The 19,374-nt window shown below is 55.5% G+C and carries 14 protein-coding genes; 8 read left to right on the top strand and 6 right to left on the bottom strand.

All coding sequences use genetic code 11. The features are described 5' to 3' along the window. The first annotated feature begins 81 nt into the window (after positions 1-81). Together rfbC and HU760_RS22580 are read left to right on the top strand one after the other, a co-directional pair. Positions 82-639: a dTDP-4-dehydrorhamnose 3,5-epimerase gene (gene rfbC / locus HU760_RS22585; protein WP_186678091.1), complete on the top strand. Its 558-nt coding sequence runs from the start codon at positions 82-84 to the stop codon at positions 637-639. 361 nt (positions 640-1,000) lie between these two features. After that, a complete protein-coding gene (locus HU760_RS22580; protein WP_367615807.1) occupies positions 1,001-1,912 on the top strand; it encodes a glycosyltransferase in 912 nt (303 codons plus the stop codon). A 22-nt stretch (positions 1,913-1,934) separates the two neighbouring features. Here HU760_RS22580 and HU760_RS22575 read toward each other — a convergent pair whose 3' ends face one another. The 5 genes from HU760_RS22575 to HU760_RS22555 form a co-directional block, all read right to left on the bottom strand. After that, positions 1,935-3,032 (bottom strand): glycosyltransferase family protein, encoded by a 1,098-nt coding sequence (locus tag HU760_RS22575; protein ID WP_186678089.1) that lies wholly within the window; start codon positions 3,030-3,032, stop codon positions 1,935-1,937. Further along, positions 3,033-4,130 carry a non-hydrolyzing UDP-N-acetylglucosamine 2-epimerase gene (gene wecB / locus HU760_RS22570; RefSeq protein ID WP_186678278.1) on the bottom strand — a complete coding sequence of 366 codons (1,098 nt, stop codon included), beginning with the start codon at positions 4,128-4,130 and terminating at the stop codon, positions 3,033-3,035. Between the two features lie 231 nt (positions 4,131-4,361). Continuing rightward, complete coding sequence (locus HU760_RS22565) at positions 4,362-7,415, bottom strand: glycosyltransferase (protein ID WP_202883414.1); 3,054 nt, start codon at positions 7,413-7,415, stop codon at positions 4,362-4,364. Between the two features lie 2 nt (positions 7,416-7,417). After that, on the bottom strand, positions 7,418-8,692 hold the full coding sequence (locus tag HU760_RS22560) for an ABC transporter ATP-binding protein (protein WP_186678085.1): 1,275 nt from the start codon (positions 8,690-8,692) through the stop codon (positions 7,418-7,420). Beyond that, a complete protein-coding gene (locus tag HU760_RS22555) occupies positions 8,682-9,503 on the bottom strand; it encodes an ABC transporter permease (protein ID WP_186678083.1) in 822 nt (273 codons plus the stop codon). Before HU760_RS22555 ends, HU760_RS22560 begins: the two co-directional genes overlap by 11 nt. Positions 9,504-10,710: 1,207 nt before the next feature. Here HU760_RS22555 and HU760_RS22550 point away from each other — a divergent pair. The 6 genes from HU760_RS22550 to rfbA all read left to right on the top strand — a co-directional run bounded on the left by HU760_RS22550 (position 10,711) and on the right by rfbA (position 17,755). Beyond that, on the top strand, positions 10,711-11,682 hold the full coding sequence (locus tag HU760_RS22550; protein WP_186678081.1) for a UDP-glucose 4-epimerase family protein: 972 nt from the start codon (positions 10,711-10,713) through the stop codon (positions 11,680-11,682). Further along, the gene (locus HU760_RS22545) at positions 11,679-12,683 is read left to right on the top strand and encodes an MraY family glycosyltransferase (protein ID WP_186678079.1); all 1,005 of its coding nucleotides are present in this window, start codon (positions 11,679-11,681) and stop codon (positions 12,681-12,683) included. The genes HU760_RS22550 and HU760_RS22545 overlap by 4 nt, the downstream gene beginning before the upstream one ends. A gap of 99 nt (positions 12,684-12,782) precedes the next feature. After that, complete coding sequence (locus HU760_RS22540) at positions 12,783-14,792, top strand: polysaccharide biosynthesis protein (protein ID WP_186678077.1); 2,010 nt, start codon at positions 12,783-12,785, stop codon at positions 14,790-14,792. Positions 14,793-14,904: 112 nt separating this feature from the next. Further along, entirely contained in the window at positions 14,905-15,975 is a 1,071-nt protein-coding gene (gene rfbB / locus HU760_RS22535) for a dTDP-glucose 4,6-dehydratase (RefSeq protein ID WP_186678076.1), read from the top strand. Beyond that, entirely contained in the window at positions 15,972-16,868 is an 897-nt protein-coding gene (gene rfbD, locus HU760_RS22530; protein ID WP_186678075.1) for a dTDP-4-dehydrorhamnose reductase, read from the top strand. The genes rfbB and rfbD overlap by 4 nt, the downstream gene beginning before the upstream one ends. Before the next feature lie 5 nt (positions 16,869-16,873). Then, on the top strand, positions 16,874-17,755 hold the full coding sequence (gene rfbA, locus HU760_RS22525) for a glucose-1-phosphate thymidylyltransferase RfbA (RefSeq protein WP_186678272.1): 882 nt from the start codon (positions 16,874-16,876) through the stop codon (positions 17,753-17,755). A 314-nt stretch (positions 17,756-18,069) separates the two neighbouring features. On the opposite strand, the gene HU760_RS22520 is transcribed toward rfbA, so the two are convergent. Next, positions 18,070-19,365, bottom strand: coding sequence for a hypothetical protein (locus tag HU760_RS22520; RefSeq protein ID WP_186678074.1), 1,296 nt, complete (start codon positions 19,363-19,365; stop codon positions 18,070-18,072). Positions 19,366-19,374: the final 9 nt, after the last annotated feature.

Raw genomic sequence — 19,374 nt, 5'->3', positions numbered from 1 at the left:
GCGCTTACAATGCCATCTAAGCGGGTGAGGTAGGCGATAATTGCCTTGTTTTATTAATTAAATTTTACTGGTGTTTGGTTTATGAAGGTCACTCGTACTGGTTTGCCCGAGGTCTTGATTATCGAGCCAAAAGTCTTCGAAGATGAACGAGGCTGGTTCGTTGAAAGCTACAATGAACGCGCTTTCCAGGAGGCGTTAAAGGCGCTAGGATTGCCTGCCCCTCGCCTGGTTCAAGATAATCGATCCTGCTCGAAGAAGGGCGTGCTACGCGGTTTGCATTACCAGCGTGCTCCGCATCCGCAAGACAAGTTGGTCAGCGTCACCAGTGGTGCGATTTTCGATGTCGCCGTGGATATCAGAAAAGAGTCCCCTACCTTTGGTAAATGGGTTGGTGTGGAGCTCAGTGCCAATAATGGTCGGATGTTGTGGGTTCCTGCAGGTTTTGCACACGGCTTCTTGTCTCTGCAGGACAATACCCAAGTACATTATAAAGTGAGTGACTTCTATGCCAAGGACTGTGAGGCCAGTTTGAACTGGGCAGACCAACAGATTGCAATAGAATGGCCGGCTCTTGACGTTGAGCTGATACTTAGCGAGAAAGACAAGGCAGCGCCATTGTTGGCTGAAGTATCTTTCTGATTATTGATATGGCCACCGCTGCCACGCGTAACTGGAACAGTTGATTTGCATGTGCCTTTTCTATACATGAATAAGATCAATCTCGAGTCACGTGATGAGTGGCGGCGTGCTGATAGTCAGCTAATCACGTCCGGCTGGTATACGGGTGGCCTGGCGTTGGAAAACTTCAAAAAAGCAATTTGCCGATGCGTTCATGCCTAAGGGAGGAGCAGGTTCGACTCCCGGCGATGCACAAAATTCGTTTGTCTGGATGGTGCCATGGTAGTTTTCACTCTGACGGTTACAGGTCCGCCAAACGAAACCAGGATTGCGCATTGTCGTGTTCAGTGATTACCAACTTATAATTTATGCGACCTGAATTATGCCTAACTGTGATACTTTGAATTGCAAACCCCGGGTTGCAGTGCTGTTGGCAGCATACAATGGAGTGGACTGGTTGCAGGAACAAGTTGAGTCGATCCTGCTGCAAGAAGGCGTGAATGTCACAATTTATGCAAGCGTTGATCGCTCTGAAGACGGTACGGAGGAGTGGCTCAGGGCCTATCAGGAGCATTGCCCGGCATTGTGTGTATTGCCTGTGGGCGTATTCGGCGGCGCAGCGAAGAACTTTTTCAGGCTCTTGCGAGATGTCGATACCTCGAAATATGACTATGTGGCTTTGGCTGATCAGGACGATATCTGGTGTTCAGAGAAGTTGCTCTCCGCGCATCAGGTGATCTCGAGTGGGGTTGCAGATGCGTATTCGGCAAACGTGACTGCATTCTGGCCCGATGGACGAAAAAAGCTGATTGACAAGGCCGGCACGCAAAAAAAATATGACTATTATTTCGAGGCCGCGGGGCCTGGATGTACATACGTATTGCGCTGCGATGTGGCTCAAGGGTTCAAACAATTTTTGATCGAGCATTGGCAGTCTGCGAGCGCCGTGGCGTTGCATGATTGGTTGATCTACGCGTGGGTGCGGAGTGTCGGTCGGGCCTGGTATATCGACCAGCGATCGATGCTCAACTACCGGCAGCACGCCTCAAACCAGATGGGTGCCAACACCGGTATAAAGCAACTGTGGCGGCGTGTGAGGCTTGTGCAGTGCGGCTGGTACAGGGGGGAGGTCGAAAAAATTGCGCAGTTGCTGGCATTGGGAAATGGACAGTCGGCCGGAATACATCCCGATCTATCCAATCGATTGTTCTTGATCAAGAACTTTTCCCAAACGCGGCGCAATGCCAGGGATCGCCTGTTCCTGCTGGCATTGCTGCTGTTCAATATTTACTAAGCGATCAGCGTGCCGCTTGCCACTAAAGGATGGCAGCACCATCGAAGCGTGCTGCCCAGCTATTTTCCTTCATGAACGACTCGATAAACATTTGCGTAGGCGTGTAACGCAGTGCCTGCTCAGCAATCGCGTCGATGCTGTCTCCTGTATCGCAAATGAATACACCGGTCTCATGGCGCCGATAATGCATTTCACCAAAGCTGCTAGTCAGTACCGGTAGCCCGGCAGCGATGTACTCATAGTACTTGATAGGATCAACGCCTGCGGTCAACGGTGTTTGTAAAAAGGGAATCAGTGCCACGTCAAACGTGAGCATCAACTCGAGCGCTTCGCGGTGACTGCACGGTGGACGCAGGACTATGTTGGCAGGCAAATTGCCCCTGTAGCGGTTGCTCAAAGGCCCAACAATGAGAACCGTATCCTGCGGGCGAGCCAAGGCGAGGCGTACCACCCACTCCCAATCGAACCAGGCGCCTACTGTGCCCACGTAGCCGAACACTTTCTTAGCATGCTGCGGGCGCGCTTCGCTCCAGTCCGGCATCAGCTGTGTGTCCATGGCATTGCCAACGAAACGTACGTCAGCATGCCGGGGTTGCCATTTTTCATGCAGTCGCGTTGAGGAAACCAGAACGCAGTTGCATAGCGCAGCCAGTCGCTCTTCTCGCTGTTCCATTGCCCGACGCGACAACCCTGAGAAGAATGCAGGAAAGTCATCCATCGCATCGTAGATTGCAGTGCAGCCAGGTAACGACTGCACGAGCCGAATTGCAAGTTCAGATGGCTTGCCGACGACAATCAGCGTGGGGTTGCCTTCGGCGAAGCTCTGAGCAATATCCAGTATCGGCGACCAGAACAGGCGGCTGTTGAGCGTGCCGGAGAGAGGAAGAGGCTCGATCGGAAGCGCGCGAGGTTTTACTACTTGCACCCAACCCTGTTGTTCTTCAATGCCCCTGTCACTGCTACGTGAATGGGTAAGGTCACTGAGGCGAGGCAGGCGGGTTGGATAGGGGTCTATCCACAATACCCGCCCTCCGGTGGTGAGGTGGAACCATTGTGCGAATTTTTGTGGCCGCTGGGCAAAGCTACTCCAGGGAACAGGGGACAAATAAATTAACTGCATTTAGATGAAATGGTCCTTCAGCACGTCGACGATACGTTCCGCCCCTTTACCGTCACCGTACGGGGACACGCCACGGGCCATGGATCTGTAAGCGTCAACATCATCCAGAAGCCGCTGAGCTTCATCGATGATCGTTTGCTTGTTGGCCCCCACCAGTTTCACTACTCCCATGTCGACAGCCTCTGGGCGTTCGGTTTCTTCGCGCAGTACAAGAACCGGGATGCCCAGTGCCGGTGCTTCCTCTTGAACGCCACCTGAGTCACTGATGATCAGGTAGGCACGTTTCATGGCGGCGATGAACGGTGCGTAGTCGAGTGGTTGGCAAAGAATGATGTTATCGACGCTACCCAGTGTGGCATGGGCAACATCGTGAACATTGGGGTTGGGGTGTACCGGGTAGAGAATCTGAATGTCAGGGTTGCGTTCGGCAAGGCACTTCAGCGCTTCACAAATGTTCTTGAAGGGCTCGCCAAAGTTTTCCCGTCGATGCGAGGTCACCAGTACCAAGCGTTTGTCGGCAGCGATTTCGACGCCGATATTCAGCTCTTTCCGGGCTGTCATCAGCAGGGCATCAATCACCGTATTGCCGGTGACAGTAATGTCCTCTGCAGCAATGCCCTCACGTAGCAGGTTGCCTTTTGAGCTTTCGGTCGGCGCGAAGTGCCAGCGAGTAAGGCGGCCGGCGAGGACGCGGTTGGCCTCCTCCGGGAAGGGGTTATGCATATCCCAGGTGCGCAGACCGGCCTCGACATGGCCGAATGGGATGCGTCGATAGAAGCAAGCCAAGGCCATGGCGAAAACGGTTGTCGTGTCCCCCTGCGCCAGTACCACGTCTGGCTGTTCTTCCAGCAGCACCTTGTCCAGTTCGAGCAGCAGCCGTGCTGTCAGCTCGGTGAGGTTCTGATTGGGTTTCATGATGTTCAAATCGATATCCGGTGCAATATCGAAGAAATTCATCACCTGATCGAGCATCTCACGGTGTTGGGCGGTGGCTAGAACGCGTACTTGTGCCCAGTTCTGCTTTTTCAGCTCGAGGATCACCGGCGCCATTTTGATTGCTTCTGGCCGCGTTCCTACCGTACACATAATTTTCTTCATGTTCGAACCTGCTGGCTTGTGATCAGGGGCGGCGTAGTTGCGAAGGTATTCGTGCGCCTCGTCATGGCTCGAAGCAAAGACCAGCAAGGCCGCACCATTGAAGTACTTGTAAGCCTTACCCGATGCCAGGGTAGCAAGTGCCGCCCGGGAACCGGGCGGACTAGCTTTACCCTTGCCTGGACATTGCCATCGTCAACGACGATGCTTCCCGTAGCATCGGGCGTCATCGGGCTATTTTCCCTCAGACCGGTAGCCGTGCGGAGTCCAAGGGCCCCATTTCGCTTCGTAAAGGGCCTTGTTCTGCTCAAAGAGAGCCTGCCGATCGGCACTACGCAACTTGTTGAACGATGCCGAAAGATGATGGTGGATAAACACGTCCTCGGCGCAGGCTACCGAGCGTCCGAGTTGCTGGATGCGTCGGCAGTAATCATCATCCTCGAAGAAGCCGCGGCCGAACGCTTCATCCAGTGGGCCGACTGCCTCATAGACGTCACGGGGGAACATCACGCAGAAAAATGCTGCGGTGTGCAGCTTGTGCGTCTTGCCGATATTGGCGCGGGTATATTGACTCGATGCCTGCAGCATCTCGTCCATGTTGGAATAGTGAATCTGGATTTTTGCTTCGTTGCCGATGTTGTTGGTAACAGGGCCGATGATGCCGAGTGTCGGGTCGCGCTCCAGGTGGCGATAGAGCGTACTGAGCCAGCCCGGGGTGACGTAGGTGTCATTGTTCAACAGAACCAGATAGTCGCCGTCGGCAATGGCCAGGCCCACGTTGTTACCAGCGGCAAAACCGAGGTTGTCTTCATTCAGGATCAGGCGACGGTTGCCACCCTTGCTGGCCCACTCACGCAGGTAGTCGGGGGAGCCATCGGCAGAGGCATTGTCTACAACGATGATTTCGAAGTTGTTGTAGTTGGTGTGTTCATCCAGGCTGCTTAGGCAGGCCTTGGTGAGCTCCAGGTTATTGTAGGTGACGACCACGACGCTGATGCGAGGGCCTTGTTGTTCAGGGTCCTCGATAACGCCTATGAGTTGCTCGGCGCGGTGCAGCCAGGTCTGGTTGCTGGCAAATGCTTGCCGGCGCTGAACATCTTGCTCACTGCTGGGGTTGGTCAGTACCTGATCGAGCGCATCAAGGAATGCCTCATGATCCTGTGCCGTGTGCACCAGATTTTCAAATTGACGAATTTCCGGCAGGTCTACCGACACGACCGGTTTACCCGCGCTCAGGTATTCATAGACCTTCACTGGGTTCGTTGCCAGGGTCAACGGAATGACCTGGAACGGTAGCAGGCACACGTCGAAAGCGTGCAGGTAGCCGGGCAGTTCGGCATAGGCTTTCTCCCCGGTGAATACGACGTTCCCGTACTTGGAGAGGCGAGCGGCAGCATTGACCGTGTCTGCCCCGATCATCAGGACAAGGTGCTGGGGGAAGCGAGCCGCAATGGCCTCCAGCAGATCGACATCGAACCATTCGGCGATAGCGCCGTAATAGCCAATCACCTTCTGCCCTTCGGGTGCCTTGAACACTTCTGCCGGGCGATGGGCGAAGTGCTGGTATTCACCGGCATTTCGTATCAGTGCGCGTTTCGAGGTGCTTTTGCTCACCAGTTCATCCAGCCAGGAAGAAGTGGTGATGGTCAGGTCCGAATTTGATATCAGTGCTTTTTCAATGGCCAGCATCTCCTCGGAGACATTGCCAAAGCCTTCGTGGTGGTCCATGCAGTCATACACGACCTCGCTGTTCGGCAGTACGGTTGCCGTTTCGTACCAGAAGGCATGTTGGACTACCGATACCAGTGCGCGGGAGTTGGCCCAGGCAAGCACGCAGCCAATGGAGCTGCGAAGTTGGCTGGTGGTGTCCACGCCGGCCGGGTTGTAATAAATGACAGGTGCGCCCTTGGCATACAGATTGATCTGGAACAGGCGGCCATCACTGTCCAGCTGTTCGACATTGAACCCCTCGTCAGGGCAGTCGACCAGGTTGACGGAAATATAGAAAACCCTGCGACCGGCCTTGGCCAATGCCTGTGCCAGCTGTTGGGGCCGCTGATGCCGGAAGTGCCAGTCTATGACACCCCAGAAAATATAGTCGGGGAGCCCGGGGGCCTGCGCTGCTGGCTTGATGGCCGGCAAAGCGAATTTGCCGGCTGCTACCGGCAGCGGTGTTCTGAGTGCCGGTTGGCCCCTGGATTTGCGATAAAAATCAAGCGCTTGATGCTTGACGCTGGCGGGCAGGGGCAGGCGATGGAAGCTGGTTTTGCAGAGCTGCTTGAGCGCTTGTTTGTCTTGCGCTATCAGGCCGTGCTTGGCCAGGCGCATGGCAAAACGAAGCGGAGAGGTGAGTTTCCAGGAGTGGCTGTTCAGCAGCTGTGCATGTTCGTCTTTGAGCCTGCTATGGGACAGCAGTGCGTCTGTGAGGCGGCTTTGCAGGTTTGCCTCGCGCTCGCTGGCTTCGACAAGTGCCTTGGTCGCGTCGGCCAGGTCACGCCGGGTCTGGTTCAGCTCGTCAAGAGCCTGACGAGCCTGCAGGTGGATTTCGAGCTCGTGCGGTATCAGTTTGCCCGCCGCGGTCTCAATTTCCACCGAGTCGAGGTTCTGACCAACTTTGGTGAGCATGCGGTGGTTGACATAGACCAGCAGTATCTGTGCACCGGGCCAGTAACTGGGCACTCGGTCGCTCGTTGCAATGGAGCGAGAATGGACCAGCGTCCAGTCGCCCATCGTGAAAGGAATGTTGCTGTAGTCGAAGGTATAAAAGTGTTCTTTTATACGCTCATGCTCCTGGAACGGCAGCAACAGAACCACGAAGTCGTTGGCGTGCTGCGTCACCTGTTTCAGAACATCCCACGGCTGCTCGAAATGTTCCAGGGTATTCGAGGAAAAAACGATATCCCAGCGGCGGGTAGTTTCGCTACCCAGGAAATCAGTACACAGAAATGAATGCGACTTGTACTGGTCCGTCGCTTTTTCTATCGCTTCCGGCGAAAAGTCGACGCCCGTCACCTTGTTCAGGCCTAGCAGTTCAGCCAGGCTTACCGTGCCGTCACCTTGGGCACAGCCCCAGTCGCACAGGGTAAGATCGTTGTCCCGCCAGTAATCGACGAGCCATTTCGGCATCAGTTCGATGGCGATCTCACTGAAGAAGCGACTCTGTTCGCGCCCTTGGTTTTCTTCCCAGTCGGTTGAGAAGCGGTGATCCCAGTAGGTCAGAGAATTGACATCGCTTGGCGCAGTGTCAGTGGTGTTCGGGTCACAAGGCTGCTTCATCGGATGAGTCATCCCTAAATCGAGGTGTTAGCGTCAGACGCCGTCATGGATACAGCCATGCGAGGCATGAATTGTCCAAACGGGTTGCTTGCAAAGGAAGAGGAAAAGTACTGCGCGCCTTCCACGTATTCGTAATAGTGGATGCTGGCGGATGAACGGTTTTCAACGGCGGCGACCAACAGGTACTCGCCAGTTATCAACGGGTTCTCGAATTCAAACGTTACTTCGTCCTGAGTGGCATGTTCATCAAAGAAGTGATCATGGTTCCACGTGCTGCCGACCACCAGATCGGTACCCGCCAGATTCTTCAACGAGAATGAAACCGACAGGCCCTCTGTCCCTTTCAGCATATGCGGGCGGAAACGGATTTTTACGGTAATGGGCTCGTAGTCGACGAACAGGCTTTTTTGTTCGCCCTGGCGGTTGTAGAGCCCGGCACTGACAATCAGGCCCACATGCGAGCCCCAATGATTGATAGGCCGATGCTGCACTGGCGTTCCTGTCGTGGTTTCGGCTTGCGCTGCCACGGCGGGCTCTGTATCGGATTTGCTGCCGTTGAACAGATGTTCGGTATACAGGGCGGTAATCATGAAGACATCGCCGATACCGCGCACTACGCCTTTGTCGAGCCAAACGGCTCGATCGCACAAGCTGCGCACGGCGCCCACATCGTGCGAGACGAACAGAATACTGACGCCAGACTGCTTCATCTGCTTGATGCGATCCAGGCATTTCGCCTGGAAGCGGGCGTCGCCAACGGAGAGTGCCTCATCGACCACCAGAATGCTTGGGTTGGTGTGGATGGCTACGGAAAAGGCCAGGCGTACGTACATGCCGGAGGAGTAAGTCTTGACCGGCTGGTCAATGAAGCTGCCAATCTCGGCGAACTCTTCGATAGCGGCGAACTGCTGATCGATCTGCTCTCGGTTCAAGCCGAGAATAGCGGCATTCAGGTACACGTTCTCACGGCCGGTAAACTCCGGGTTGAACCCCGCGCCAAGCTCCAGCAGTGCGGCAATGCGCCCCTTTACCTTGATTTCACCGGCAGTGGTATTGAGCGTGCCGCACAGCATTTGCAGAAGCGTGGACTTGCCGGAGCCATTGCTACCGATGATGCCGACGGTTTCCCCGGCCTTTATCTCAAATGACACGTTCCTGACAGCCCAGAACTCCCGGCAGTAGTTTCTGCGGCCGCGGCTGAGCATCTGCAGGAGCCGATGGTGGGGCTTCTCGTAAATTTCGTAGCACTTGGATACATCGGCCACGGTAATGACGTTGTCAGAGCACATCTGCAAATCCTTTGCGAGTTTTCTGGAACCAGGCGAAGCCGCAGATTGCGGTCAAAAGGCCCAATGCATAGAGGTATGCAAGTGCAGTTGGATCTGGAGCATTACCGAAAATCAGCACATTGCGGCTTTGCTCGATGATGGTCGCCAGTGGATTCAGTCGCAGCCACTCGTGATAGGCAACTGGCAAGGCTGTAATAGGGAAAAACACCCCAGACATGAAAAGCAGGATGGTCGTTATCATATTGGTGACCTGGCTGACGTCGCGCAGGTAGACGCCCAGCGAGGCGATGAACCAGCTGAAACCGAGGGTGCCCAGAATAAGCGGGGCGACGACCAGCGGGAACAGCAGGGCTGTGCTGGGAACTGAATGGTTGAGCAAGAGCATTGCAAGAAAAAGAACGATGAAATTGACCAGTGAATGGAACAGCGAGGAAAGCAATGCCGCCCACGGCAAGATTTCCAGTGGGAACACCACTTTTTTCACATAACTCACGTTGGAAGTGATAAGTGTCGGCGAACGATTTATACATTCGGCGAAGAGGCCGTGCAGGATCAGGCCAATGTACAGGATTATGGCAAAGTCGCTCTTGCTTTCTTCGGGATTGCCTCCCCAGCGTGCCTTGAACACGATAGAGAAAACGAAGGTATAAATGATCAGCATCAGGACGGGGTTGAAGAAAGACCAGGACAATCCCAGGATTGAACCTCGGTAGCGATCAAGAACTTCTCGTTTGCTCAGCTGCACAATCAAAAGCTTGTTGCGCCAAAGGCTTCTGGCCATCTCCGTCGGCGATACTGAATAATTTTGCATTAAGCGTGCTCATTTCCATTAACCAATAGGGAGCTTGCATACTCCCGTTTGTACGACTGCTTCATCCCGGCTGGCCTCGCCTATTCATTCATCTGGCAGGAGCAACAGCTATAGCGCTCGTGCACCGATTAGATCACATCCTACGACCTTAGTGAACCTTTGCCAGGGTAGGGCCCGATGGTGCCGCAAGCAATCGTTGCAGGTAGAGGCGTAGCGCTCCTGGGCATGTATCGGGCCAGTGCTTTGTCATCATGATTCGTTGATCAGTGAAGGCAAACGGTTGCATGAAATGCTGGGGAATCGCTACAAAGTTTGATGAAATTCCCTACAGGGTCTTGCCTTTTCATGCTCTTGGAATGGCGATTTGCTGGCTCGCAGGGCAAGTCGGATGCAACAGAGTCTCTTTTGGCTTCGTTTCGCGCGGGCCTGCCCCACCCCGGGGGCAGGCGTGGCGTTTGCTGAATGCTATCATCGTGATATCATTCGTGGAAGCGCGTTTTGGAATAGAGGTGGGGAAGTTTGGTTGGATAAACTTCCGGGTGAGATGTGCTGTCATCGTTGAATGGTGATTCAGTCGCGCGGGATCAGTGATTTTTGGTGCTGTTTCATTAATGTAAATGCGCTTGTTATAGTGGCATCCAGTTATCATGGTGTCTTGACGAAACGATTAATGCGAATTTTAGTGTTTTCGTCAATTTTGCGCTCTGCCGTCGGGTTTGTCTGTTTGGTCGGTGGTGAGACTTCGATGTCGGCGAGGGCGCGTGAAAATAGTGCTTGGTGTAGCCATCTTGTTCATGCTGACACTTTATTGTACTTGTATCGTGTTGTGTTTCTTGGCGGGTAGTGCTGGTGCCCGGAACGGTACTCTGCTTTTGACAAAATGCCTTTTGCTGTGTATCTGTCGTGTCGCTGTCAGGTAAATGCTCTGCATCTAGCCCGGCATTCGGGCGCAAGCGTATCACTGCGGGTTATGCCGTCGGCTCTACGGAAAAGGCTGGCAGCCAAGATGGAATTTTCTGGTCCTAGTGTATAGAACATCAGTTGTATATTCTGCCAACGAACGTCTGCATGTATGCTTCCGTCCCCTTGCGTCAGCTGTGCCGGAGACTGCTGCCCGGTGCCTCTGCGCAGATTTCCGCAGTTACGATTCATCCGTCAGGGGCGCGCCATGCCGGCGATCTTGGGCGGCTTTTGCGAGTCATTTTTCATGAATAGACCAACAATACTGGTTACAGGGGCCAGCGGGTTCGTAGGTGGTGCACTGTGTCGCAAGTTGAGCGAGCTGGGCACCTACTGCACCCGTGCAGGGCTACGTAAGCCAGGTGCCGTGCTGCCGTCCGGCGTGCCGAGCGCAGTCGTCGGCGAGCTGGATGGCGCTACCGACTGGGCGCCTGTGCTCGACGGGGTCGATGTGGTCGTCCACACTGCCGCCCGCGTGCACGTGATGAAGGACACCGCCAGCGATAGCCTGGCAGAATTCCGCAAGGTCAATGTCGACGGCACCCTGCACCTGGCCCGGCAGGCTGCAGCGGCCGGCGTTCGTCGTTTCATTTTTATCAGTTCGATCAAGGTCAACGGTGAGAGCAGCACCCCTGGCCAACCCTTTCATGCAGATCAGGAGCCTGCCCCGCGGGACGCTTACGGCATATCCAAACTCGAAGCGGAGCAGGGCCTGTATCAATTGGCCCGGGCTACGGACATGGAGGTTGTGGTGATTCGTCCGGTGCTCGTTTACGGACCCGGTGTGAAAGCCAATTTCCAGAGCATGATGCGCTGGGTGCTGTGCGGCGTGCCGTTGCCGTTCGGGGCCGTCGACAACCGCCGCAGCCTGGTTTCAGTCGACAACCTCGTCAACCTGATCATTACCTGCATCGACCATCCACGGGCCGCAAACCAGACGTTTCTTGCCAGTGACGGAGAAGATGTCTCGCTGACCCAGCTGCTACGCCAGTTGGGCGTTGCGCTCGGCCGTCCGGCGCGATTGCTTCCGGTGCCACGGCAAGCCCTGCTGCTGGCCGCGCGAGCGCTTGGCCGACGTGATCTGGCCCAGCGCCTGTTCGGCTCATTGCAGGTCGACATTGGCAAGAACCATCAGTTGCTTGGCTGGGTGCCACCCCTGACGTTGAAGCAAGGCCTGGCCATTACCGCTCGATCCTACCTGGAAAACCGACATTTATGATTTGGCTGATTTTGGCCGCAGGGCTCGGCTCGCTGCTGATGACTGCGGCGTTGCGTCGTTATGCACTGGCCCGCAGCCTGCTGGATATCCCCAATGCACGCAGCTCTCATTCCCTGCCAACACCGCGTGGTGGCGGGGTGGCGTTTGTCGCCACATTCCTGATTGCCGCGTTGTTTCTCGGGTGGAATGGCATCATCGCCCCGGGTTTGCTGTACGGGCTGATGGGGGCGGGGGGGCTGATTGCCCTGATCGGTTTCATGGACGACCACGGGCACATTGCGGCACGCTGGCGCTTGCTGGGCCATTTTGCGGCAGCGGGGTGGGGGTTGTACTGGTTGGGTGGCATGCCGCCGCTCAGCGTGTTCGGCCTGGCGCTAGCACCGGCTGCACTCGGGGTGGTCATCGGTTTGTTGTATCTCGTGTGGCTACTTAACCTTTACAACTTCATGGACGGCATCGATGGCATCGCCAGCATCGAGGCGATATGTGTCTGCATGGGTGGAGGGCTGCTCTACTGGATGACTGGCAATACCCAGGCCATCTGGTTGCCCATGTTGCTGGCCGTCACAGTGGCCGGGTTCCTGTTCTGGAATTTCCCCCCGGCACGGATTTTCATGGGGGATGCCGGCAGCGGTTTCCTGGGCATCGTGCTTGGGCTGCTGGCGCTCCAGGCAGGATGGATAAACCCTCTATTATTCTGGGGGTGGTTGATACTCCTGGGCGTGTTCGTGGTGGATGCCACGTTTACGCTGATTCGGCGCCTGACGCGGGGTGAGAAGGTCTACGAGGCCCATCGAAGCCATGCCTATCAGTACGCGTCGCGCCGGCATGGCAGCCACTTGCCGGTGAGCCTGTCGGTAGCGGCGATCAACCTGCTCTGGCTGCTGCCAATCGCGGCAGCGGTCGTGATCATGAAGGTCGACGGAGTGCTGGGAACCTTGGTTGCCTATGCGCCTCTGACACTGCTGGCGGTCAAGTATCGTGCCGGGGAACGGGAGTAACATGGTCCAACGCAATGGCACAACCCGTTTGTTGGTGCGTTCAAGCTGGCAGGGCCTCTGCTCGAGCGAACGAGGCACATCGGCATCAAGGAGCGCAGGATGAAAGACAAGGGCAACAAGGGGCTTCGCCTTTACCTGGTGAGCCTTTCGCGGCGGAAAAAGCGGCTCTTGCAGGTGTGCACCGACGTCGTGCTGATCTGGCTCGCGTTGTGGTTGTCGTTCATCGTGCGGTTGGGTATCGATGAAATGTACAACCCCATCCTCGAACACCCCTGGCTGTTCCTCGTTGCGCCGCTAGTGGCGGTGCCGTTGTTCATCCGCTTCGGTATGTACCGGGCAGTGATGCGCTATTTCGGCAACGATGCGCTGGTTGCGATCATCAAGGCTGTGACCTTGTCATCGCTCATTCTTGCCGTCGTGGTCTACTGGTACAGCAACCATCAGGTGGTGATACCGCGCTCGATTGTTTTCAACTACTGGTGGTTGAGCCTGGTAATCATTGGTGGCCTGCGCCTGACCATGCGTCAGTACTTCCTTGGTGACTGGTTCAGCGGGGCGCATCAGCTTCCGTTCAAGCATCGCGACGAAGGGGCGACCAAGGTGGCTATCTACGGCGCGGGCACGGCTGGTAACCAGCTGCTGGCGGCACTGCGGATGGGGCGGGCGATGCGCCCCGTGGCCTTTATCGACGACGATCGCGACCTTGCAAACCGGGTTATTTCCGGGTTGCAGGTATACACACCGAAACATTTGCAGAAGCTGATCAAGGAAACCGGTGCCCAGGAGGTTCTTCTCGCGCTGCCTTCAGCCTCGCGCGCCCGGCGCAGGGAAATCCTCGCACTGCTTGAACCCTACCCGCTTCACGTGCGCAGCGTACCGGCATTCGCCGACCTGGCGAGTGGACGAGTCAAGGTCGATGACATTCAGGATGTCGATATAGCCGATTTACTCGGGCGCGACCCGGTGCCGGCACAGGGCGACCTGCTTGAGCACTGCATCAAGAAGCAGATCGTGCTGGTGACAGGGGCCGGCGGATCGATCGGCTCCGAGCTATGCCGGCAGATTGTCGGGCTGCGCCCCAAGACCTTGCTGTTGTTCGACCACAGTGAATACAACTTGTACAACATCCTGAGCGAGCTGGAACAGCGTATCGCGCGTGAGTCGTTGTCGGTGCGACTGCTGCCGATGCTCGGGTCGGTGCGTAACCAGCAGCACCTTGTCGACATCATGACCACCTGGCGGGTCGATACGGTGTATCACGCGGCGGCGTACAAGCATGTGCCGATGGTCGAGCACAACATGGCTGAAGGCATCATCAACAATGTGTTCGGCACGCTTAATACTGCCCAGGCGGCACTGCAGTCGGGGGTAGCGAACTTTGTGCTGATCTCAACTGACAAGGCAGTGCGCCCGACCAATGTAATGGGCAGCACCAAACGCCTGTCCGAGTTGATCCTGCAGGCATTGAGCCGTGAAGCGGCACCGGTGTTGTATGGTGACAGCAGCAAGATTGCGCGGGTGAACAAGACCCGCTTCACCATGGTGCGCTTTGGCAACGTACTGGGTTCGTCGGGGTCGGTGATTCCGCTGTTCCACAAGCAGATCAAGCACGGCGGCCCGCTTACGGTGACCCACCCCAAGATTACGCGCTACTTCATGACGATCCCTGAAGCCGCTCAGTTGGTGATTCAAGCAGGCTCGATGGGGCAGGGTGGGGATGTATTTGTGCTTGACATGGGTGAGCCGGTGCGTATCACCGAGCTGGCCGAAAAAATGATCCATCTTTCGGGGTTTAGTGTTCGTTCCGAGCAAAACCCGCATGGCGACATTTCCATCGAGTTCATCGGCCTGCGGCCGGGCGAAAAGCTCTATGAAGAATTGCTGATTGGCGAAAATGTGTTGGTCACGCGCCACCCGATGATCATGTGTGCCAATGAAGACTACATTCAGTGGGACCAGCTCAAGCAAAACCTTGAGGCACTGATGGCGGCCATTTCCGCTGACGACTTCAAGACGGTACGCCAGTTGCTCAGAGATACGGTAAGTGGTTATACGCCGGGTGGAGAGATTGTTGACTGGCTGTATGAGCGCCAGCGGCAGGAGCCGTAACGGGTAGCGCTTACCGTTGAAAATAAAAAGGGCCAGCCCTTACCGGGTGGTCTGTCATATATTGAATTCAAAATCTTGCCAGGTTTGGATACCTATCAGGGAAACACGGACAATGACTATTTTAGTAACAGGCGGCGCTGGCTTCATCGGCGCAAACTTCGTCCTGGACTGGTTGGCGGGCTCGAATGAGCCTGTGATCAACCTCGACAAACTCACCTACGCAGGCAATCTGCAAACCCTGAGCAGCCTGCAGGACGACAAGCGTCACCTCTTCGTGCATGGCGACATCGGCGACTCCGAGCTGGTAGCCCGCCTGTTGCAGGAGCACCAGCCACGCGCCATTGTCAACTTTGCCGCCGAGTCGCACGTGGACCGTTCGATCCACGGTCCGGAAGACTTCATCGAAACCAACATTGTCGGCACCTTCCGCCTGCTGGAAGCGGTACGCGCCTACTGGGGCGGTCTGGATGGTCAGGCGCGTCAGGCATTCCGTTTCCTGCACGTGTCCACCGACGAAGTTTACGGCTCGCTGGCTGCCGGTGATCCAGCCTTCACCGAAACCCACCAGTACCAGCCCAACAGCCCGTACTCGGCCAGCAAGGCCGCCAGTGACCACCTGGTGCGCTCGTACCACCATACCTACGGTCTGCCGGTGCTGACCACCAACTGCTCGAACAACTACGGCCCGTATCACTTCCCGGAAAAGCTCATTCCACTGATGATCGTCAATGCCCTGGCTGGCAAACCGCTGCCGGTGTACGGCGATGGCCAGCAGATTCGCGACTGGTTGTACGTCAAGGACCACTGCAGCGCCATCCGCCGCGTACTGGAAGCCGGTAAGACCGGCGAGGTGTACAACGTGGGCGGCTGGAACGAAAAGCCCAACCTGGAAATCGTCAACCGTGTGTGCGCCCTGCTGGACGAATTGCGCCCACGCTCCGACGGCAAGCCCTACGCCGAACAGATCACCTACGTGACCGACCGCCCCGGTCATGACCGCCGTTACGCCATCGACGCGCGCAAGCTTGAGCGCGAACTGGGCTGGAAACCTGCCGAAACCTTCGAGACCGGCATTCGCAAGACCGTGGCCTGGTACCTCGACAACCAGGAATGGGTGCAGAACGTACAATCCGGTAGCTACCGCGACTGGGTCGAGAAAAACTACGCAGGTCGCTCGGCATGAAGATTCTGCTACTGGGCAAGGACGGCCAGGTGGGCTGGGAACTGCAACGCAGCCTGGCCCCGCTGGGCCAGTTGTTGGCGCTGAATTCCCGCAGCCAGGCGTACTGCGGCGATCTGGCCAACCTGTCGGGCCTGGCCGAAACCGTGCGCACCTATGCGCCTGATGTCATCGTCAATGCTGCCGCCTACACCGCCGTGGACAAGGCGGAAAGCGAACGCGAGCAAGCTTTCAGGGTAAACGCCGAAGCTGTTGGCGTGCTGGCCTGCGCCGCCGCTGACTGTGGTGCGTTGCTGGTGCATTACTCTACCGATTACGTGTTCCCGGGGCAGGGTACCCAGCCCTGGCGGGAAGAGGATACGGTCGGCCCGCTGAATGCCTATGGCGAAAGCAAGCTGGCTGGCGAAGAGGCCATTCAGGCTTCCGCTTGCCAGCATTTGATCTTCCGCACCTGCTGGGTATATGCCGCACGCGGCAAGAACTTCGCCAAGACCATGCTGCGCCTGGCCGCGGAGCGCGACAGCCTGGGCGTGATCGATGACCAGTACGGTGCCCCCACTGGTGCCGAACTGATCGCCGATGTTACCGCCCATGCCATTACCGCGACCCGAGCCAACCCGGCCCTGACCGGCCTTTATCACCTGGCGGCAGGCGGTGAAACCACCTGGTGCGGCTACGCCCGCTATGTGCTTGAACATGCGGTTGCCCAGGGCGTGTCCCTGAAAGCCCATGCTGAACAGGTCAACCCGTTGACCACCGATGCCTATCCGACGCCGGCCAAGCGGCCTGCCAATTCGCGTCTGGACACCCATAAACTGCAGAAAGCGTTTGCCCTGACCTTGCCGGACTGGCGCCTGGGTGTGGCTCGCATGCTCACGGAAATACACGAAAAATGAATACTATCAAGCGTAAAGGCATCATCCTGGCGGGCGGCTCGGGTACCCGCCTGCACCCGGCGACCCTGGCGATATCCAAGCAACTGTTGCCGGTGTACGACAAGCCGATGATCTACTACCCGCTGACCACGCTGATGCTTGCGGGTATCCAGGACGTCCTCATCATCTCCACCCCGCAGGACACCCCACGCTTCGAGCAACTGCTGGGCGATGGCCAGCAGTGGGGCATCAGCATTTCCTACGCCGTACAAGCTTCGCCAGACGGCCTTGCGCAAGCCTTTCTGATCGGTGAAGAGTTCATCGGCAACGACCTGTCGGCGCTGGTGCTGGGCGATAACATCTACTACGGCCATGATTTCCAGCAACTGCTGGGCAATGCCATGGCCCGTGGTGACGGTGCCAGCGTATTCGCCTACCACGTGCACGACCCAGAACGCTACGGCGTAGTCGAGTTCGATGACAAGGGCAAGGCGATCAGCCTGGAAGAGAAGCCGGCCAATCCGAAGTCCAGCTATGCCGTGACCGGGTTGTACTTCTACGACAAGGACGTGGTCGAGATTGCCAAAGGCATCAAGCCGTCTGCACGCGGCGAACTGGAAATTACCGACTTGAATCGCGTATATCTCGAGCAGAATCGGTTGTCGGTGGAAATCATGGGGCGCGGGTATGCCTGGCTGGATACCGGGACGCATGATTCGTTGCTGGAGGCCAGTGGGTATATCGCGACTATCGAGCGGCGGCAGGGGTTGAAGGTGGCTTGTCCGGAAGAAGTGGCGTTCCGGCAGGGGTGGATCGGGGCGGAGCAGCTGTTGAAACTGGCGGAACCGTTGGCGAAGAATGGGTATGGGCAGTATTTGAAGAGGTTGGTGCAGGATCGGGTCTATTAAGACCGCCGCTACTTCAGGCTATTTGAATCTGGAGTAGCGCAAAGAATCAAGATCTAAGGAAAGTACGAACAAGTCACTCCGAGATCGGCATAACCAACGTCGCCACTGAGCGAGATCGACTCCTCAGCAGTCAAAGTCTTCAAAACCAGGGCATTGCCCTGGTTCTTGCGCGTTAAAGGCGCACCTCTCCCGAAGCATTCAATAACTACCGACGCACCATCCGTAGGTCGAGAGCACGAACAACCTAGTCAGTTGTGCTTCGTTGCCAGGACAGGGCGTTGAGCAAATTTTTTCACTCATTCCCGCAAGCTATTTCAAAAATGTTGTAGCGTACTGCTGAAGCTCGCTGGATAAAATTTTTCCCAAGCTCTTACGTGCTCCACGCTAAAGGCACATTTCCCATTTGACATTGCGCTGAGATGTTTGGTTGCGCTGGAGATGGTGTAGTAATCATTGTTTTTTCGATAAACAATATAGTTAGTCGCGTGGTATTCGCTCCCTTCAATTACGGTGCGCACTTCGTTATTGCGGGTAACCAAGATGGATGTACCGGTGTCGCCGGTTATAGACAATAGCCCGCTACCTTCGTTTATCGATAAAGGGTGCAAAAAAACAAGTTGTCTTGTCCAGTCTATTGTTGTTTGAATTATTTCCCTTGTAATTGAATCATAGGCAAGTATCGTGTTGTGGGCGGTTTTTAGTGCTGGTCTGTCAACGTTAAGATCACTATGTGATCTCTTAACCCCTAGTGCGAGCAAATACTCAAACTCTTCAATGCTGCCAGTGTTCAGATGATGTTTCTTAAGGCAAATAGATATGGTATTTCTAATTCTAGCGTTATCAACAATTAATCCATTTGCGATACTGTTAGAAATCAGCCTGAGAGCTGTCCGAGGTTTTTTATGGCTAAGGTATTCGGCAAGGCCTTCAATATAACTTCGAGAGACCCTTTTGCGCTCTTTGAAGATACAGAGAAGGTTTCGTTTGGAGATGCGGTCTCCGCAAATTATAGCATCGAAGAAAGAAGTACTGGCGAGTATGGTCGTGGCGCCATGTATAGAGAAGCGCAAAGGTATGAGTGTTATCGGGTAGCCTAACCTGCTGATTTTATCAACGTGTTGATGGTCGAGGTGAAAAACAGGATCGTGGGTAATATATATATCCCCAGCCAAATCCTGGTAGGTTATAGCGTTGTCTATGTTCGAGTTTTCGTTAAAATAAGAGTTATAGCGGTGGTCGCATATTTCATTGGGGGCAATAGAGAACTGCGGGACGAGAGAGTAAACTCTATCAGCACCTAATAACCGAGAAAACTTTAGCGCAGCATATCCGCCCATCGATCCACCGTAAACTACGCGAAAATCGCTTTGAGCTAAAATATCAGCGATCTTAACTATAGCTTTTCTTACGCTCTCTTGTGGATACCAATTTCGAGTTTTTGCCATGAACCCGATGGCAGACAGATTCAATTTCTTCGCAGGCGCTTCCGCAAAAAAAGTTGATCCGTTGGCGAGATAAAACATATCACCAAAAGTAATTACCACGCTTTTGCCTGCGCCAGGAGAATGTATGACTTGGATGTGGGTGTCTTCATACACGATCTTGTTCAAAATATACCC

Origin of the sequence: Pseudomonas oryzicola, from assembly GCF_014269185.2 — a bacterium.
Lineage (GTDB): Bacteria > Pseudomonadota > Gammaproteobacteria > Pseudomonadales > Pseudomonadaceae > Aquipseudomonas > Aquipseudomonas oryzicola.
The sequence above is the reverse complement of the archived record's forward strand: the minus strand, read 5'-3'. Positions and strand labels throughout refer to the sequence as shown.

Excerpts from the sequence above, each read along its gene's own strand:
- rfbB (WP_186678076.1), top strand. The coding sequence starts at position 14,905 with ATGACTATTTTAGTAACAGGCGGCGCTGGCTTCATCGGCGCAAACTTC.
- HU760_RS22565 (WP_202883414.1), bottom strand. The coding sequence starts at position 7,415 with ATGACTCATCCGATGAAGCAGCCTTGTGACCCGAACACCACTGACACT.
- HU760_RS22555 (WP_186678083.1), bottom strand. The coding sequence starts at position 9,503 with ATGCAAAATTATTCAGTATCGCCGACGGAGATGGCCAGAAGCCTTTGG.
- HU760_RS22575 (WP_186678089.1), bottom strand. The coding sequence starts at position 3,032 with ATGCAGTTAATTTATTTGTCCCCTGTTCCCTGGAGTAGCTTTGCCCAG.
- rfbC (WP_186678091.1), top strand. The coding sequence starts at position 82 with ATGAAGGTCACTCGTACTGGTTTGCCCGAGGTCTTGATTATCGAGCCA.
- HU760_RS22580 (WP_367615807.1), top strand. The coding sequence starts at position 1,001 with ATGCCTAACTGTGATACTTTGAATTGCAAACCCCGGGTTGCAGTGCTG.
- HU760_RS22560 (WP_186678085.1), bottom strand. The coding sequence starts at position 8,692 with ATGTGCTCTGACAACGTCATTACCGTGGCCGATGTATCCAAGTGCTAC.
- wecB (WP_186678278.1), bottom strand. The coding sequence starts at position 4,130 with ATGAAGAAAATTATGTGTACGGTAGGAACGCGGCCAGAAGCAATCAAA.
- HU760_RS22550 (WP_186678081.1), top strand. The coding sequence starts at position 10,711 with ATGAATAGACCAACAATACTGGTTACAGGGGCCAGCGGGTTCGTAGGT.
- rfbD (WP_186678075.1), top strand. The coding sequence starts at position 15,972 with ATGAAGATTCTGCTACTGGGCAAGGACGGCCAGGTGGGCTGGGAACTG.
- HU760_RS22540 (WP_186678077.1), top strand. The coding sequence starts at position 12,783 with ATGAAAGACAAGGGCAACAAGGGGCTTCGCCTTTACCTGGTGAGCCTT.
- HU760_RS22545 (WP_186678079.1), top strand. The coding sequence starts at position 11,679 with ATGATTTGGCTGATTTTGGCCGCAGGGCTCGGCTCGCTGCTGATGACT.